Source organism: Pseudomonas sp. C8002 (assembly GCF_013385765.1).
Classification (GTDB): domain Bacteria; phylum Pseudomonadota; class Gammaproteobacteria; order Pseudomonadales; family Pseudomonadaceae; genus Aquipseudomonas.
Genome location: NZ_JACAPJ010000002.1, coordinates 31,072 through 47,231, shown reverse-complemented (window position 1 = coordinate 47,231; position 16,160 = coordinate 31,072). Strand labels below are relative to the sequence as shown.

Annotated in this window: 18 protein-coding genes; 15 read left to right on the top strand and 3 right to left on the bottom strand. The window is 60.4% G+C overall.

All coding sequences use genetic code 11. The features are described from left to right. Positions 1–31 precede the first annotated feature (31 nt). From HX814_RS02020 to HX814_RS02010, 3 genes are all read left to right on the top strand, one after another. A complete protein-coding gene (locus tag HX814_RS02020; protein WP_003212841.1) occupies positions 32–466 on the top strand; it encodes a MarR family winged helix-turn-helix transcriptional regulator in 435 nt (144 codons plus the stop codon). Positions 467–657: 191 nt separating this feature from the next. After that, positions 658–2,004 carry an NCS2 family permease gene (locus tag HX814_RS02015; protein ID WP_003212843.1) on the top strand — a complete coding sequence of 449 codons (1,347 nt, stop codon included), beginning with the start codon at positions 658–660 and terminating at the stop codon, positions 2,002–2,004. Positions 2,005–2,067: 63 nt separating this feature from the next. Next, positions 2,068–2,694: a LysE family translocator gene (locus tag HX814_RS02010; protein WP_008432192.1), complete on the top strand. Its 627-nt coding sequence runs from the start codon at positions 2,068–2,070 to the stop codon at positions 2,692–2,694. A 130-nt stretch (positions 2,695–2,824) separates the two neighbouring features. On the opposite strand, the gene uraH is transcribed toward HX814_RS02010, so the two are convergent. Then, positions 2,825–3,178, bottom strand: coding sequence for a hydroxyisourate hydrolase (gene uraH, locus HX814_RS02005; RefSeq protein WP_003209117.1), 354 nt, complete (start codon positions 3,176–3,178; stop codon positions 2,825–2,827). A 462-nt stretch (positions 3,179–3,640) separates the two neighbouring features. Here uraH and puuE point away from each other — a divergent pair, with 462 nt between their 5' ends. From puuE to HX814_RS01965, 8 genes are all read left to right on the top strand, one after another. Next, entirely contained in the window at positions 3,641–4,567 is a 927-nt protein-coding gene (gene puuE, locus HX814_RS02000; protein WP_008432189.1) for an allantoinase PuuE, read from the top strand. Continuing rightward, positions 4,564–5,079, top strand: a complete 516-nt coding sequence (gene uraD / locus HX814_RS01995; RefSeq protein ID WP_177009494.1) for a 2-oxo-4-hydroxy-4-carboxy-5-ureidoimidazoline decarboxylase — start codon at positions 4,564–4,566, stop codon at positions 5,077–5,079. Before puuE ends, uraD begins: the two co-directional genes overlap by 4 nt. Before the next feature lie 80 nt (positions 5,080–5,159). Continuing rightward, positions 5,160–6,155, top strand: coding sequence for an allantoicase (alc, locus tag HX814_RS01990; RefSeq protein WP_003209112.1), 996 nt, complete (start codon positions 5,160–5,162; stop codon positions 6,153–6,155). Between the two features lie 140 nt (positions 6,156–6,295). Continuing rightward, the gene (locus HX814_RS01985) at positions 6,296–6,799 is read left to right on the top strand and encodes an ureidoglycolate lyase (RefSeq protein ID WP_003209110.1); all 504 of its coding nucleotides are present in this window, start codon (positions 6,296–6,298) and stop codon (positions 6,797–6,799) included. 50 nt (positions 6,800–6,849) lie between these two features. Beyond that, positions 6,850–8,151 carry a urate hydroxylase PuuD gene (locus HX814_RS01980; protein WP_087694785.1) on the top strand — a complete coding sequence of 434 codons (1,302 nt, stop codon included), beginning with the start codon at positions 6,850–6,852 and terminating at the stop codon, positions 8,149–8,151. Between the two features lie 196 nt (positions 8,152–8,347). Next, positions 8,348–9,700 carry a nucleobase:cation symporter-2 family protein gene (locus HX814_RS01975; RefSeq protein ID WP_087694784.1) on the top strand — a complete coding sequence of 451 codons (1,353 nt, stop codon included), beginning with the start codon at positions 8,348–8,350 and terminating at the stop codon, positions 9,698–9,700. A 43-nt stretch (positions 9,701–9,743) separates the two neighbouring features. Next, entirely contained in the window at positions 9,744–10,139 is a 396-nt protein-coding gene (locus HX814_RS01970) for a hypothetical protein (RefSeq protein ID WP_177009495.1), read from the top strand. Beyond that, on the top strand, positions 10,136–10,921 hold the full coding sequence (locus tag HX814_RS01965) for an outer membrane protein OmpK (RefSeq protein WP_003209104.1): 786 nt from the start codon (positions 10,136–10,138) through the stop codon (positions 10,919–10,921). The genes HX814_RS01970 and HX814_RS01965 overlap by 4 nt, the downstream gene beginning before the upstream one ends. Before the next feature lie 140 nt (positions 10,922–11,061). Here HX814_RS01965 and HX814_RS01960 read toward each other — a convergent pair whose 3' ends face one another. Beyond that, positions 11,062–12,213 carry a patatin-like phospholipase family protein gene (locus HX814_RS01960; protein ID WP_177009496.1) on the bottom strand — a complete coding sequence of 384 codons (1,152 nt, stop codon included), beginning with the start codon at positions 12,211–12,213 and terminating at the stop codon, positions 11,062–11,064. 32 nt (positions 12,214–12,245) lie between these two features. Continuing rightward, positions 12,246–13,181: a lipid A biosynthesis lauroyl acyltransferase gene (locus HX814_RS01955; RefSeq protein ID WP_003209101.1), complete on the bottom strand. Its 936-nt coding sequence runs from the start codon at positions 13,179–13,181 to the stop codon at positions 12,246–12,248. Between the two features lie 118 nt (positions 13,182–13,299). Here HX814_RS01955 and minC point away from each other — a divergent pair, with 118 nt between their 5' ends. The 4 genes from minC to HX814_RS01935 all read left to right on the top strand — a co-directional run bounded on the left by minC (position 13,300) and on the right by HX814_RS01935 (position 16,039). After that, the gene (minC, locus tag HX814_RS01950; RefSeq protein WP_003209099.1) at positions 13,300–14,037 is read left to right on the top strand and encodes a septum site-determining protein MinC; all 738 of its coding nucleotides are present in this window, start codon (positions 13,300–13,302) and stop codon (positions 14,035–14,037) included. 199 nt (positions 14,038–14,236) lie between these two features. Then, complete coding sequence (minD, locus tag HX814_RS01945) at positions 14,237–15,049, top strand: septum site-determining protein MinD (protein WP_003209098.1); 813 nt, start codon at positions 14,237–14,239, stop codon at positions 15,047–15,049. A gap of 3 nt (positions 15,050–15,052) precedes the next feature. Further along, positions 15,053–15,307, top strand: coding sequence for a cell division topological specificity factor MinE (gene minE, locus HX814_RS01940; protein ID WP_003175252.1), 255 nt, complete (start codon positions 15,053–15,055; stop codon positions 15,305–15,307). A gap of 96 nt (positions 15,308–15,403) precedes the next feature. Next, the gene (locus HX814_RS01935; RefSeq protein ID WP_008432172.1) at positions 15,404–16,039 is read left to right on the top strand and encodes an RluA family pseudouridine synthase; all 636 of its coding nucleotides are present in this window, start codon (positions 15,404–15,406) and stop codon (positions 16,037–16,039) included. Positions 16,040–16,160 lie beyond the last annotated feature (121 nt).

The following is a 16,160-nucleotide window of genomic DNA, read 5'->3' as shown; positions in this document are numbered from 1 at the left end:
AAATTACGACGACTTGGGCGGATACGTCAATATGCTTGACCTTAAAAACCAGACCAGCCAGCAAACCGCCATGGAAGCCTTCTTCTTCGGCTACCAGGCGTTCACCGCCAAGGCTGACGAAATGCTGGAGCGCCGCGGCTTGAGCCGGGTGCATCAACGCATCGTGTTTTTTATTGCGCGCTACCCGGCCTTGAGCGTCAAGGAGCTGCTGGAACTGCTCGGCGTGAGCAAACAGGCGCTGAACATGCCGTTGCGCCAACTGCAGGAAATGCACCTGGTGGACAGCGTGGCGTCCGAGACCGACAAGCGTAAGCGCCTGCTGGAGTTGACCGAGGAAGGCCGGCGTTTCGAACAATCGCTGCGGCGCGAACAGGTAAAGCTGCTGCAACGGGCGTTTGCCGAGGCAGGCGAGACGGCGGTAGAAGGCTGGCTGGCGGTAAACAAGGCACTCAGTGGCCAATCCTGAATTGCCTTTCATCCCCTTTCGCACACAAAATAGAAAACATTATTTGCTTTATTTGTATACAAAAGCATAATTCGCTTCGTGCGAGTTCCTGACCTATTGGTCAACAAAACCCGCTGGTACCTCAAAGCGCTGCTGCCCACTCATGTGTCCGGCGCTGGAAATAACAATAAAACTCTTGAGGAGTACTTGCTGTGGAAAGCCGCAAATCCGAAGCCCCTACGCTCGACCTCTCGCCAACCCACAACGGTTGGCTGGAACGCCTGTTCAAACTCCGCTTGCATGGCACCACAGTGAAGACCGAGCTGATCGCTGGCCTCACGACCTTTATCACCATGGCCTACATCATCTTCGTCAACCCCAACATCATGGCCGACGCCGGCATCGATCACGGCGCGGCGTTTGTCGCCACCTGCATCGCCGCCGCGCTGGGTTGCCTGCTGATGGGCCTGTACGCCAACTGGCCAGTAGGCCTGGCGCCGGGCATGGGCCTGAACGCGTTTTTTACCTACACCGTGGTCGGGACCATGGGCTACAACTGGGAGACGGCACTGGGTGCGGTGTTTATCTCCGGTGTGTTGTTCATGATCCTGACGCTCTCACGCATTCGCGAGTGGCTGCTCAACAGCATTCCGGTGAGCCTGCGCCATGCCATGGGCGCCGGCGTCGGATTGTTTCTCGGGGTGATCGGCCTGAAAACCGCCGGCATCATCGTGCAAAGCCCGGCCACCCTGATCAAGCTCGGCTCCCTGCATGAACCCGCCCCATTGCTGGCGGCCATCTGCTTCCTGTTGATTGCGATCCTCAGCTACCACCGGGTATTCGGCGCGATCCTGATCAGCATCATCGCCGTGACCCTCGCCGGTTGGGGCCTGGGCCTGGTGGAGTACCACGGCATCCTGGCCACCCCGCCAAGCCTGGCGCCGACCTGGATGGCCATGGACGTGATGGGCGTGTTCAACGTCAGCATGATCAGCGTGGTGTTCGCCTTCCTGTTTGTGCACATGTTCGACACCGCCGGCACCCTGATGGGCGTGGCCCAGCGCGCAGGCCTGGTGAATGCCGACGGCAAGATCGAAAACCTCTCCCGCGCCCTGAAAGCCGACAGCGCCTCCAGCGTGTTCGGCGCCATGGTCGGCGTGCCGCCAGTCACCAGTTACGTGGAAAGCGCCGCCGGGGTTGCCGCCGGTGGCCGCACCGGGCTGACGGCGGTTACGGTTGGCGTGTTGTTTATCGCAGCGATGTTTTTTGCCCCGCTGGCTGGCATGATTCCGGCCTATGCCACCGCCGGCGCGTTGATCTATGTGGCGATGCTGATGATGAGCGGCATGGCCCATATCAATTGGGACGACGCCACCGACAGCATTCCGGCGATCGTCACGGCCATCATGATGCCCCTGACCTTCTCGGTGGCCGACGGCATCGCCCTGGGTTTCATCACCTACGTGGCGCTGAAGGCCGGCACGGGTAAACACAAGGAAATTTCCATCAGCCTGTGGGTGCTTTGCGCGATCTTCATCGCCAAGTTCGCGTTCCTGTAGGCCAACCCGCTTGACCCTGCCTCACCCCGTCGGGTGGGGCTTTTGTACGAATGGAGGAATGCAATGAGTCTGGAAACCTGGCTGCTGTTCAGCGGCGCTGCGCTGGTGGTGATCCTGATCCCCGGCCCCCTGTCCTTATTGATGATCAGCAACAGCCTGAACTACGGCCTGCGCCGTTCGTACCCGGCCTTTCTCGGCGGGGTGATTGCTTCGATCTGCCTGCTGAGCGCCTCGGCGCTGGGTTTGGGTGCGTTGTTGTTGGCCTCGGAACAGCTGTTCAGCGCCCTGAAGATCGTCGGCGCGCTGTACCTGTTCTACCTCGCCTGGCAGAGCTGGCAGCAATCCCGGCAACCGGCGCACGTCGCCGACGTACCGCAAGTGGCCGCCACCCCGCGATTTCGTGCGCTGTTTGGCCGGGCCTTTGTGCTGGGCGCCAGCAACCCGAAGGACATCCTGTTTTTCGCCGCCTTCCTGCCGCAATTCCTCAGTGCCCAGCAGGCCTTTTTGCCGCAGTTGCTGATCATGATCGCCACCTGGACCGTGCTCGACCTGCTGTGCAAACTGGCCTACGGCCTCGGCGCCCATGGCGCCGCGCGCTACCTGCGCAGCGGCAGGGGCCAGAGCTGGTTCAACCGGATCAGCGCGGGCTTGTTCACAGGCGCCGGCGCTGCGTCGCTATTGAGCCGCTGAAGATCCAGCCCCGATCGCACTGACGATCGGGGCCGCCTTTATTGTGCAATCAGCAGGCGAAAAAAAGCCCGCAGTGTGAGCGGGCGAAAAACCAACGAAGAGCTTTGGGGGTGTGAAGCGCGGTGACGACTCAGCTACCGCGATAGGTGGAGTAGCTGTAAGGCGAAATCAGCAAAGGCACGTGGTAGTGATCCTGTTCGGCGCTGATGCCGAAGCGCAGCACCACCACATCGAGAAATGCAGGTTCGGGCAGTTGCACACCGCGGGCGCGGTAGTAATCACCGGCGCTGAACTGCAACTGATAGACACCGCTGCGGTAGTCATCGCCTTGCAGCAGGGGTGCATCGCAGCGGCCGTCGCTGTTGGTCAGGGTGCTGGCGACCAGCTCAAGCTGTGCGCCCTCGACACGGTACAACTCAACCTTGATTGCGCTGCCAGGGCAGCCATGCGCGGCGTCCAATACGTGTGTGGTCAAACGTCCCATAGCGTCTGCGCGCCTCCCGAAGTCAGTAAAAAGTGAAAGACCGCACCTTTTCAGGTCACTGAAAAAGTCGGCGATGGCTGATTAAGACACTTTTCAAAAAAATTGTACACAATAAATTCAACAAGCCTGCGTTCCGTTGCTGACGCCGATACTGTAGGAGCGAGCTTGCTCGCGAAGATCGTTAACGATAACGCAGCGCTTCAGGGTTAACGAGGCGCTCTCAGGTTTTTCGCGAGCAAGCTCGCTCCTACAGTGAATGAGGTTTTTTTCAATTTAGCTGACCAGTCAGGCAGGTTTCTTGCAGTGCTATTCTGCAAAGACCCTGCGGAAAAAATGCAGAAATACAGGCTTACAAAGTGCACACTAAGTTGTATACAATCAGTCATCGTTGTGACGCCACCCAGCCTTTCCGCTGCCCGGCCGCCACACACACCGCTACCACGAACAAGAAGGAAGACTGCAGTGAGCGCTGACTACCCACGCGACCTGATCGGTTACGGCAGTAACCCTCCTCACCCACACTGGCCGGGCAAGGCCCGTATCGCCCTGTCGTTCGTACTCAACTACGAAGAAGGTGGTGAGCGCAACATCCTGCACGGCGACAAAGAGTCGGAAGCCTTCCTGTCCGAGATGGTCTCGGCGCAACCGCTGCAAGGCGAGCGCAACATGAGCATGGAATCGCTGTACGAATACGGCAGCCGGGCCGGCGTGTGGCGCATTCTCAAGTTGTTCAAGGAATTCGATATCCCGCTGACCATCTTCGCCGTGGCCATGGCCGCCCAGCGTCACCCGGATGTGATCCGCGCGATGGTCGCCGCCGGCCACGAGATCTGCAGCCACGGCTACCGCTGGATCGACTACCAATACATGGATGAGGCCCAGGAACGCGAGCACATGCTCGAAGCGATCCGCATCCTCACCGAACTCACCGGCGAGCGCCCACTGGGCTGGTACACCGGCCGCACCGGCCCCAACACCCGGCGGCTGGTGATGGAGGAAGGCGGCTTCCTCTATGACTGCGACACCTATGACGACGACCTGCCCTACTGGGAACCCAACAACCCGACCGGCAAGCCGCACCTGGTGATCCCCTACACCCTGGACACCAACGACATGCGCTTCACCCAGGTCCAGGGTTTCAACAAGGGCGACGACTTTTTCGAATACCTGAAAGACGCCTTCGACGTGCTGTATGCCGAAGGCGCGGACGCACCGAAAATGCTCTCCATCGGCTTGCACTGCCGCCTGATCGGCCGCCCGGCACGCCTGGCCGCCCTCAAGCGGTTTATCGAATACGCCAAGGGCCATGACCAGGTGTGGTTTACCCGCCGCGTCGACATCGCCCGTCACTGGCATGACGTACACCCTTTCCAGGGAGCCGCCAAATGACCGCGTTCCAAACCCTGAAACCGTCGAGCCTGAGCCGCGACGAATTCGTCAAAGCCTTCGCCGACATCTACGAACATTCGCCATGGGTGGCCGAAAAGGCCTTCGACCTGGGCCAGGACGCTTCGATCGACGAGATCGAAACCCTGCACCACCGCATGAGCGACATCCTGTTGAGCGCCGATCACACCAGCCAACTGGCCCTGATCAACGCTCACCCGGACCTGGCGGGCAAAGCGGCCGTCCAGGGCCAGTTGACCGAAGCCAGCACTAATGAACAGGCTGGCGCCGGTATTCACCAATGCTCGAGCGACGAGTTTTCGCGCTTCACCGAGCTGAACGATGGCTACAAGGCCAAGTTCAAGTTTCCCTTCATCATGGCGGTAAAAGGCAGCAACCGGCACCAGATCCTTGCCGCGTTTGAAACGCGCATTCACAACTCGGTGGAAGCCGAGTTCAAATGCGCGCTGGCCGAGATCAATAAAATCGCGTTGTTCCGATTACTGACCCTTTAGCAGACCTGGCCCGAGCGATTCATGAACGCCCAGGGCCTGGCGAGCATCCCAAGCCACTTACTTTAAGGCAGACAAGAAGAATGAAAGCGCAACCCGTACCTTTCGAAAAGTTCGTCAACCTGGCCGACGCCCGCCTGGGCACCAAGATCATCTCTGTCACCGATGACTGGTTCGCCGACGCCAACCGCCTGTTCCAGCCGACCCCGGCCGTGTGGAAGGAGGGCGTTTTCGATGACAACGGCAAGTGGATGGACGGCTGGGAGTCGCGCCGCAAGCGCTTCGAAGGCTACGACAGCGCAGTTATCCGCCTGGGCGTACCGGGTTCGATCAAAGGCGTGGACATCGACACTTCATTCTTCACCGGCAACTTCCCGCCATCGGCGTCCCTGGAAGCCTGCTTCCTCGCGAGCGGCGAGCCGGATGACAACACCCAATGGGTTGAAGTGCTGTCGGCTGTAGAGCTGCAAGGCAACAGCCATCACTTCCACGAGATCAACAACGACCAGGCCTTCAGCCACCTGCGTTTCAACATCTACCCGGATGGTGGCGTGGCCCGTCTGCGTGTGTACGGCATTCCGTTCCGCGACTGGTCGGCGGTGGGCGACAACGAACAGGTGGACCTGGCTGCTGCATTGAACGGCGGCCGCGCACTGGCCTGCTCCGATGAACACTTCGGGCGCATGAGCAACATCCTCAACCCGGGCCGTGGCATCAACATGGGCGACGGCTGGGAAACCGCACGTCGTCGTACGCCGGGCAATGACTGGGTGATCGTCGCACTGGGCCACCCGGGCGAGATCGAGAAGATCGTGGTCGACACCCTGCACTTCAAGGGCAACTACCCGGACACTTGCTCGATCCAGGGCGCATTCGTGAAGGGCGGCACCGACAGCCAGATCGAAACCCAATCGCTGTTCTGGCGCGAACTGCTGCCGGCGCAGAAACTGGAAATGCACGCTGAACACACGTTTGCCGAGCAGATCAAGGCGCTGGGCCCGATCACCCACATTCGTCTGAATGTGTTCCCGGATGGTGGTGTGAGCCGCCTGCGGGTTCTCGGTAAGGTCTCGAAGTAAGCGGTGAACCTGTGGCGAGGGAGCTTGCTCCCGTTGGGTCGCGAAGCGGCCCCAGGAAATGGGACTGCTACGCAGTCCAGCGGGAGCAAGCTCCCTCGCCACAAAAGCAAACAACACAGAATCCGGATAAGAAGACAGCCATGCGCACACTGATGATCGAACCCCTGACCAAAGAAGCCTTCGCCCCTTTCGGAGACGTTATCGAAACCGATGGCAGCGATCACTTCATGATCAACAACGGGTCGACCATGCGCTTCCATAAACTGGCGACGGTTGAAACCGCCACGCCAGAAGATAACGCGATCATCAGCATCTTCCGCGCCGACGCGCAGGACATGCCGCTGACCGTGTGCATGCTGGAACGACACCCGCTGGGCAGCCAGGCTTTCATCCCGCTGCTCGGCAACCCCTTTCTGATCGTGGTCGCGCCACTTGGCGATGAACCTGTATCGGGCTTGGTCCGCGCCTTCGTTACCAACGGCAGGCAGGGCATTAATTACCATCGCGGCGTCTGGCACCACCCGGTGCTGACGATCGAAAAGCGGGATGACTTCCTGGTGGTTGATCGCAGTGGCACAGGCAATAACTGCGATGAGCATTTTTTCAAAGAGGATGAGCGGTTGATCCTCGCCCCCCACCAATAAGAGAAGGTCTGATCACTCGACGACAGAGTGACAGGCGAGAGGTAAAGACTGTGGAAGCACATTTGATGGAATGGCTGAACCTGAGCGTGCGCTGGGTTCACATGATCACTGGCGTCGCCTGGATCGGCGCTTCGTTCTACTTCGTCTGGCTGGAAAACAACCTCAACCGCGTCAACCCCAAGGACGGCCTCGCCGGTGACTTGTGGGCGATCCACGGTGGCGGTATCTACCACCTGGAAAAATACAAACTGGCCCCACCGACCATGCCGGACAACCTGCACTGGTTCAAATGGGAAGCCTACTTCACCTGGATGTCCGGCATCGCGCTGCTGTGCGTGGTGTTCTACGCCAACCCGACCTTGTACCTGCTGGCCCCGGGCAGCAGCCTCAGCGGTCCAGAAGGTGTGTTGCTGGGCCTCGGCTCGCTGCTGGCCGGCTGGTTCATCTACTCCTTTCTCTGCGACTCGGCACTGGGCAAGCGCCCCGCCCTGCTCGGCCTGATCCTGTTCGTGCTGTTGATTGCCGCTGCGTACGGCTTCAGCAAAGTGTTCAGCGGCCGTGGTGCGTACCTGCATGTGGGCGCCGTGATCGGCACCATCATGGTGGGCAACGTGTTCCGCATCATCATGCCGGCCCAGCGTGCACTGGTGGCGGCCATCGCCGAAAACCGCACACCCGACCCGGCACTGCCGGCCAAGGGTTTGCTGCGTTCGCGCCACAACAACTACTTCACCTTGCCGGTGCTGTTCATCATGATCAGCAACCACTTCCCGAGCACCTACGGCAGCCAATACAACTGGCTGATCCTCGCAGGTATCGCGGTGGCGGCGGTGTTGGTGCGTCACTACTTCAACACCCGTCACAACAGCCAGAAATACGCCTGGACCTTGCCGGTTGGCGCGCTGGCGATGATTTGCCTGGCCTACGTGACCGGCCCAAAACCGGTGGCGACTGCACCGGATGTGGCCAAGGCTCCTGCGGCCATCGAATACCAGCCGCTGCCGGAAACGGCGTTGGGTGGCGGGCTTAAACCGGCTGCTCCAGCGGCACCTGCACCGGCACCTGCCGAAGCAGCACCGGCCCAGGCATCGATTGATTTTGACAAGGTCCACGGGGTGATCCAGGAGCGCTGCGCGGTGTGCCATTCGGCCAAGCCGACAAGCCCGCTGTTCAGCACCGCGCCGGCCGGGGTGATGTTTGATACGCCGCAGCAGATCCAGCAAATGGCCCCGCGCATCCAGGCACAGGCCGTGGCCAGCCAGATCATGCCGCTGGGCAATATCACCCAGATGACCCAGCAGGAACGGGACTTGATTGGCACCTGGATCACTCAGGGGGCGCGTACCAACTGACTGATTAACGCAGGACTAGTGTGGGAGCGGGCTTGCTCGCGAATGCGGTGTGTCATTCAACACTTCAGGTGACTGAACCACCGCGTTCGCGAGCAAGCCCGCTCCCACATGGGATCTGCGGTGTGCTTTGACGAATGAGTTCCACCCGGCAATTGAATGCCGAACAACACAACAATAAAAAGATCCGAGGTGTTGCATGTCCCAGCTAGAAACGCAGACTCCTGCCGCGCCCGCCATGGTGCGGCTGCCCCTCTTGCAACTGATTCTGGTAGGCCTGCAACACGTCTTGCTGATGTACGGTGGCGCCGTCGCCGTGCCTTTGATCATCGGCCAGGCCGCGGGCCTGAGCCGTGAAGAAATCGCCTTCCTGATCAACGCCGACCTGCTGGTGGCGGGCATCGCAACCATGGTCCAGTCCTTCGGCATCGGCCCGGTAGGCATTCGTATGCCGGTGATGATGGGCGCCAGTTTCGCCGCTGTCGGCAGCATGGTGGCCATGGCCGGCATGCCCGGCATCGGTCTGCAGGGGATCTTCGGTGCGACCATCGCCGCCGGTTTTTTCGGCATGGTGATCGCGCCGTTCATGTCCAAGGTCGTGCGCTTCTTTCCACCGCTGGTGACCGGTACCGTGATCACCGCCATTGGTCTTTCGCTGTTTCCCGTCGCGGTCAATTGGGCCGGCGGTGGCGCAGCGGCGTCCACGTTTGGCTCACCGATTTACCTGGCGATTGCCGCGCTGGTGCTGGCCACCATCCTGCTGATCAACCGTTTCATGCGCGGCTTCTGGGTGAATATCTCGGTGCTGATCGGCATGGCCCTCGGCTACGGGCTGTGCGGGATGATCGGCATGGTCGACCTCAGCGGCCTGGCGCGCGCCCCGTGGGTGCAAGTGGTGACGCCACTGCATTTCGGCATGCCCAAGTTCGAGTTGGCGCCGATCCTGTCGATGTGCCTGGTGGTGGTGATCATCTTCGTCGAGTCCACCGGGATGTTCCTCGCCCTGGGCAAGATCACCGGCCAGGAAGTCACGCCGAAAATGCTCCGCCGTGGCCTGTTGTGTGACGCCGGCGCATCGTTTTTTGCCGGGTTCTTCAACACCTTCACCCACTCCTCGTTCGCGCAGAACATCGGCCTGGTGCAGATGACCGGCGTGCGCTGCCGTTCGGTGACGATCGTGGCCGGCGCGTTCCTGATTGTGCTGAGCCTGCTGCCCAAGGCCGCCTTTTTGGTAGCGTCGATTCCACCCGCAGTGCTGGGCGGCGCGGCGATTGCCATGTTCGGCATGGTGGCAGCCACCGGGATCAAGATCCTCCAGGAAGCCGACATTGCCGACCGTCGTAACCAGTTGCTGGTGGCGGTGAGTATCGGCATGGGATTGATCCCGGTGGTACGTCCCGAATTCTTTGCACAGCTGCCGCTATGGATGAGCCCGATCACTCACAGCGGCATCGCCATGGCCACGATCAGCGCGCTGTCGCTGAACCTGTTATTCAACATCCTGGGTGGCGCCGAACGCGCTGCCCCAAGCGCTCACGCACACCCACATTGATTCCTGCGTCACAACAAAAACAATAACGATCAGGGAACACACCATGTACGCCATTCACCCGGGGCCGGCCACGCGCCGTGCCCCATTCTCGCCCCGCGCGCTCTTTAACGGCGCACTTGAGCACAGGCCTGGGAGTCAGTATTCTCGGCGCCCGCTCAAATCGACTCAAAAAAAAACAGCGAATGTAAAAGCTGACTGCAAGGCCAACTTATCCGGGCCCCACGTCCGCAGCCAACGTGTGCAAAAACTCTCCGAATTCGACTGTGTTCATCACAGCCGACGGGGATTTTTTGGCTTTTTAAACACCTTGGCGCAGCTCTTGCTAAAAGCATCAAAGCTGACCGAACAGACGATTTTTGCGGCAAGCCAAAAGACGCCACACCAGAGCGTCCGCTTAGAAAAAAAACCAGAAACCTTTACCTCGGGAGCAACCGAATGAAACGTACCGTGAACAGCCTGATGCTGGCAGGATCCCTGCTGGCCGGGGGCCAGGCCATGGCCGGTGATCTGCTGCAGTGGCAGAACAACAGCCTGACTTATCTGTGGGGCAAGAACTTCACTGTTAACCCGCAGATCCAGCAAACCGTGACCTTCGAACACGCCGATGCGTGGAAGTACGGCGACAACTTCTTCTTCCTCGACCGCATCTTTTACAACGGCAAGGAAGACGGCAATGTCGGCCCGAGTACTTACTACGGCGAGTTCAGCCCACGCTTGTCGTTCGGCAAGATCTTCGACAAAGACTTGTCGTTCGGCCCGATCAAGGACGTGTTGCTGGCGTTCACTTACGAGTTCGGCGAAGGCGACAACGAGTCGTACTTGCTCGGCCCGGGCTTCGACCTGGCAATCCCTGGTTTCGACTACTTCCAGCTGAACTTCTACCAGCGCCAGACCGAAGGCAATCGCCCGGGTGACGGCGTATGGCAGATCACACCGGTGTGGTCGTACACGATCCCGGTGGGCAACTCCAATGTGCTGATCGACGGCTTCATGGACTGGGTGGTGGATAACGACAAGAACGCCCGCGGCACTTACCACGCCAACCTGCACTTCAACCCGCAGATCAAATATGACCTGGGCAAGGCGTTGCATTGGGGCGAGAAGCAGTTGTATGTCGGTATCGAATACGACTACTGGAAGAACAAGTACGGGATCCAGGACAGCGGCGCGTTCGAGACCAACCAGGACACTGCGAGCCTGTTGGTGAAGTACCACTTCTAACCACACCGCCTATCCCCTGTGGAATCGGGTTTATGTGGGAGCGGGCTTGCTCGCGAATACGGTGGGTCAGTCAATACATCTGGCGACTGACACACCGCATTCGCGAGCAAGCCAGCTCCCACACAAGCCCGCTCCCACATTCAGTCCGGTGTCAGGCCCAGGAACCGCTGCAACTCTTCGCGCTTGGCCAGCGCATCCCGCCTTCCCAGCTCGATCAATTCGCTGCAATACCCCGCCTCGAACAGCAGGTAGCTGAGCACACCCGCGCCACTGGTTTTGGTCGCCCCCGGCCCGCGCAGAAACAGGCGCAATGCCGCCGGCAATTCCTGGCGGTGACGTGCCGCAATTTCGTCGATTGGCTGACTGGGAGCGATCACCAATACTTCCACTGGCGCCAAACCTTGTATCGCCGCGTTGGCCGGCAACACGTGGCTGAACTGGTTCAGGCGCTCGAGCAATTCGATATCGCTTTCCAGGCTATCGATGAACGTGCTGTTGAGCATGTGCCCGCCGATCTGCGCCAACGTCGGCTCCTGGCCGGTGAAGGTGCGCGCCGGGTTCGATGGATCGTTGCCACGCGGGTTGCCACTGACCCCCACCACCAGCACGCGGCTGGCGCCCAGGTGCAACGCAGGACTGATCGGCGCCGACTGGCGCACCGCCCCGTCACCAAAATATTCCTGGCCGAGTTTGACCGGCGCAAACAGCAACGGAATCGCCGAGCTGGCCAGCAAATGTTCAACGGTCAATTGGGTGGGAATGCCGATGCGCCGATGCCGCAACCAGGGATCGATGGTGCCGCCGCCCTGATAGAAGGTCACGGCTTGCCCGGACTCGTACCCGAACGCGGTCACCGCCACAGCATGAAGGTGTTTCTCGCGGATCGACTGCGCGATGCCTTCCAGGTGCAGTTTGTCGCGCAACAAGTCCCGCAGCGGCGAACTGTTGAGCAGCGCCACTGGCACCTGCGCCCCCATCCCCAGCAGGCTGTGGATAAGGAATCGACTGGCCTGGCTGATCACCCCGGGCCAGTCGCTGCGCAGCACCAGGTGGCTGCGAAAGCCCTGCCAGAAGGCGGTCAGGCGCTGGATGGCGGCGGTAAAGTCCATGGCGCCACTGGCCAGGCTCACTGCATTGATCGCCCCGGCCGAGGTGCCGACGATCACCGGAAACGGATTGGCCGCGCCCGGCGGCAACAGCTCGGCAATCGCCGCCAGTACCCCCACCTGATAGGCGGCTCGCGCCCCGCCGCCGGAAAGAATCAAGCCTGTGACCGGTTCAGCTGGGCGCATTGCATCACTCCATGGTGCTTGGGGACTTCAGATCAACGGCGGCGTTTTTCATACAGTTTAGGTTCACCTGGCGGCCGGCTCTTGAAGCGGCGGTGCGTCCACAGGTATTGCTCGGGGCATTCGCGCACGGAGGCTTCGACCCACTGGTTGATGCGCAGGCAATCGATCTCGTCGGTTTCACCGGGGAAGTCGGTCAGCGGCGGATGGATCACCAGGCGATAACCGCTGCCGTCGGCCAGGCGTTCCTGGGTGAACGGCACCACCAGTGCCTTGCCCAGGCGGGCGAACTTGCTGGTGGCGGTCACGGTGGCGGCCTGAATGCCGAACAATGGCACGAAGATACTTTGCTTGGCGCCGTAGTCCTGATCCGGTGCGTACCAGATCGCACGACCGGCCCGCAGCAGCTTGAGCATGCCGCGCACGTCTTCGCGCTCTACGGCCAGGGAGTCGAGGTTGTGCCGCTCGCGGCCACGGCGCTGGACGAAATCGAACAAGGGATTGCCGTGCTCGCGGTACATGCCGTCGATGGTGTGCTTCTGCCCGAGCAAGGCGGCGCCGATTTCCAGGGTGGTGAAATGCAGGGCCATGAGGATCACGCCCTTGCCTTCCAGTTGCGCCTGCTTGAGGTGCTCCAGCCCTTCGACATGGGCCAGGCGCGCCAGGCGCGGCTTGGACCACCACCAGCTCATGGCCATCTCGAAGAACGCGATGCCGGTGGAGGCAAAGTTTTCCTTGAGCAAATGTTTACGCTCTTTAGCGGACTTTTCCGGGAAGCACAGTTCCAGGTTTCGTGCGGCGATACGTCGACGTTCACCGGCCACCCGGTACATTCCCGCCCCCAAGGCACGGCCAATCCCCAGTAAAGCCCGGTACGGCAACTGCACAATCAGCCACAGCAAACCCAGCCCCAGCCATAACAGCCAGAAGCGCGGATGAAAAAATACAGCTCGAAAACGCGGGCGATCCATTCAAGATTCCGGTAAAGACAACGGCCGCGCATTCTACAACGGTTCGACCCGGCTTGCGGCTAGCGGATGTTCTCGTTATAAGTCTCGACACTTTTCGTGACAAGCCGCTTTGCCGACCATGAGCCAAACCGAACCGCTAGACCAAGATCCCGTGTTCCAGTTGAAAGGCAGCATGCTCGCCATTACCGTGCTGGAACTGGCCCGCAACGACCTTGATGCCCTGGACCGCCAGCTCGCCGCCAAGGTCGCCCTGGCGCCGAACTTCTTCAACAATGCACCGCTGGTGCTGGCCCTGGACAAGCTCCCGGCCGGCCAGGGCGCGGTCGACCTGCCCGGGCTGATGCGCGTGTGCCGCCAGCATGGCCTGCGCACCCTGGCGATCCGTGCCAGCCGTATCGAAGACATCGCCGCGGCAATCGCCATTGAACTGCCAGTACTGCCGCCGTCGGGTGCCCGCGAGCGTCCGCTCGACCCGTTGGTCGGCGAAGAGAAGAAAAAACCGGAGAAACCGCCGGAGCCGACGATCAAGCCGACAAAGATCATCACCTCTCCCGTACGGGGCGGGCAGCAGATTTACGCCCAGGGTGGCGACCTTGTCGTCATCGCCCCGGTCAGCCCGGGGGCGGAACTTCTCGCCGATGGAAACATCCATGTATACGGCCCCATGCGTGGTCGTGCCCTGGCCGGCATAAAAGGTGACACCAAGGCCCGTATTTTTTGCCAGCAGTTGACCGCTGAGCTAGTGTCCATCGCAGGCCAGTACAAGGTTTCGGAAGATTTGCGCCGCGATCCGCTGTGGGGGGCCGGGGTACAAGTCAGCCTGTCGGGCGATGTGTTGAACATCGTTCGTCTTTAACGGATACTGCCGCATTTTCCAAGCATCTCTGGACTCTGATAGCACAGCGAAAACGGCAAAACTTGTGTAGGAATAATTTTAAGGTGGGGTTTGCCCAGGCAAACCGTGCTTTCTCCTACAAGAGCTGCCCGCCTGCAGCGAGTGACAAGAGATGTTTTTCAGGGACTAAAAAGTCCTTTTTCCTTAGGGGTGAAACACCTTGGCCAAGATTCTCGTGGTTACATCCGGCAAGGGTGGTGTGGGTAAGACCACCACCAGCGCCGCTATCGGTACCGGCCTCGCTCTGCGCGGCCACAAGACAGTTATCGTCGACTTCGACGTCGGCTTGCGTAACCTCGACCTGATCATGGGCTGTGAACGCCGCGTGGTTTACGACTTCGTCAACGTCGTCAATGGCGAAGCCAACCTGCAACAGGCCCTGATCAAGGACAAGCGCCTTGAGAACCTGTATGTACTGGCCGCCAGCCAGACCCGCGACAAAGACGCGCTGACCAAGGAAGGCGTGGGCAAGGTCCTCGCCGAACTGAAGGAAACCTTCGAATACGTGGTGTGCGATTCCCCGGCGGGTATCGAGACCGGTGCTCACCTGGCGATGTACTTCGCCGACGAAGCCATCGTCGTGACCAACCCTGAAGTCTCCTCGGTACGTGACTCGGACCGCATGCTCGGCCTGCTGGCCAGCAAGTCCCAGCGCGCCGAGAAAGGTGAAGATCCGATCAAGGAACACCTGCTGCTGACCCGCTACAACCCTGAGCGCGTCAGCAATGGCGAAATGCTCGGCGTTGAAGACGTGAAGGAAATCCTCGCCGTGACCCTGCTGGGTGTGATCCCGGAATCCCAGGCCGTCCTGAAGGCATCCAACCAAGGTGTGCCGGTGATTCTTGACGACCAGAGCGACGCCGGCCAGGCGTACAGCGATGCGGTAGATCGCTTGCTGGGCAAGACCGTGGAACATCGCTTCCTCGATGTTAAGAAGAAGGGATTCTTCGAGCGTATCTTTGGAGGCAACTAAACAATGAAATTTCTCGACTTCTTTCGCGCCAACAAAAAGCCAAGTACCGCGTCGGTAGCGAAAGAGCGTCTACAGATCATCGTGGCGCACGAACGCGGCCAACGCAGCACCCCGGATTACCTGCCAGCCCTGCAGAAGGAACTGGTGGAAGTGATCCGCAAGTACGTCAACATCGGTAACGATGACGTGCATGTCGCCTTGGAAAATGACGGCAGCTGCTCGATTCTGGAACTCAATATCACCCTGCCTGATCGTTGATCGAAAAGGCGGTCGCCACGGCGGCTCGGTTACCTGGCTCCCCTCACGGGGCCGGGTGAGCGAGCCGCCGTTGGCGTTTGTTACGAGGCTGTTTTAATGCCGTTGTCCAATGTCCATATCCTTCATCAGGACGCTGCTGTCCTGGTGGTGAACAAGCCTACCCTGCTGCTCTCGGTGCCCGGTCGCGCCGACGACAACAAGGACTGCCTGATCACCCGCCTGCAGGAAAACGGCTACCCCGAAGCCCGCATCGTCCATCGCCTGGACTGGGAAACGTCCGGGATCATCCTGCTGGCCCGTGACGCGGATACCCACCGTGAACTGTCCCGCCAGTTTCATGACCGGGAAACCGAAAAGGCCTACACCGCACTCTGCTGGGGCCAACCGGAACTGGACAGCGGCAGCATCGACTTGCCCTTGCGCTACGACCCGCCGACCAAGCCACGGCACGTGGTGGACCACGAGTTCGGCAAGAACGCGCTGACCTTCTGGAAAGTCCTGGAGCGTTGCGGCGACTGGTGCCGGGTTGAGCTGACACCGATCACCGGCCGCTCCCATCAACTGCGCGTGCATATGCTGTCCATCGGGCATCCGTTGCTGGGCGATGGCTTGTATGCCCACGAACAGGCCTTGGCTGCCTGGCCACGCCTGTGTCTGCACGCCAGCATGCTGAGCTTCACCCATCCCCAGAGCGGCGAGCGTCTGCGCTTCGAGTGCCCCGCGCCGTTTTAACCTGTAAACGCAATTAAAATGTGGGAGCGGGCTTGCTCGCGAATGCGGTGGATCAGTTAGCTCATTCGGCGACTGACACACCGCATTCGCGAGCAAGCCCGCTCCCACATTTGTTCTGTGC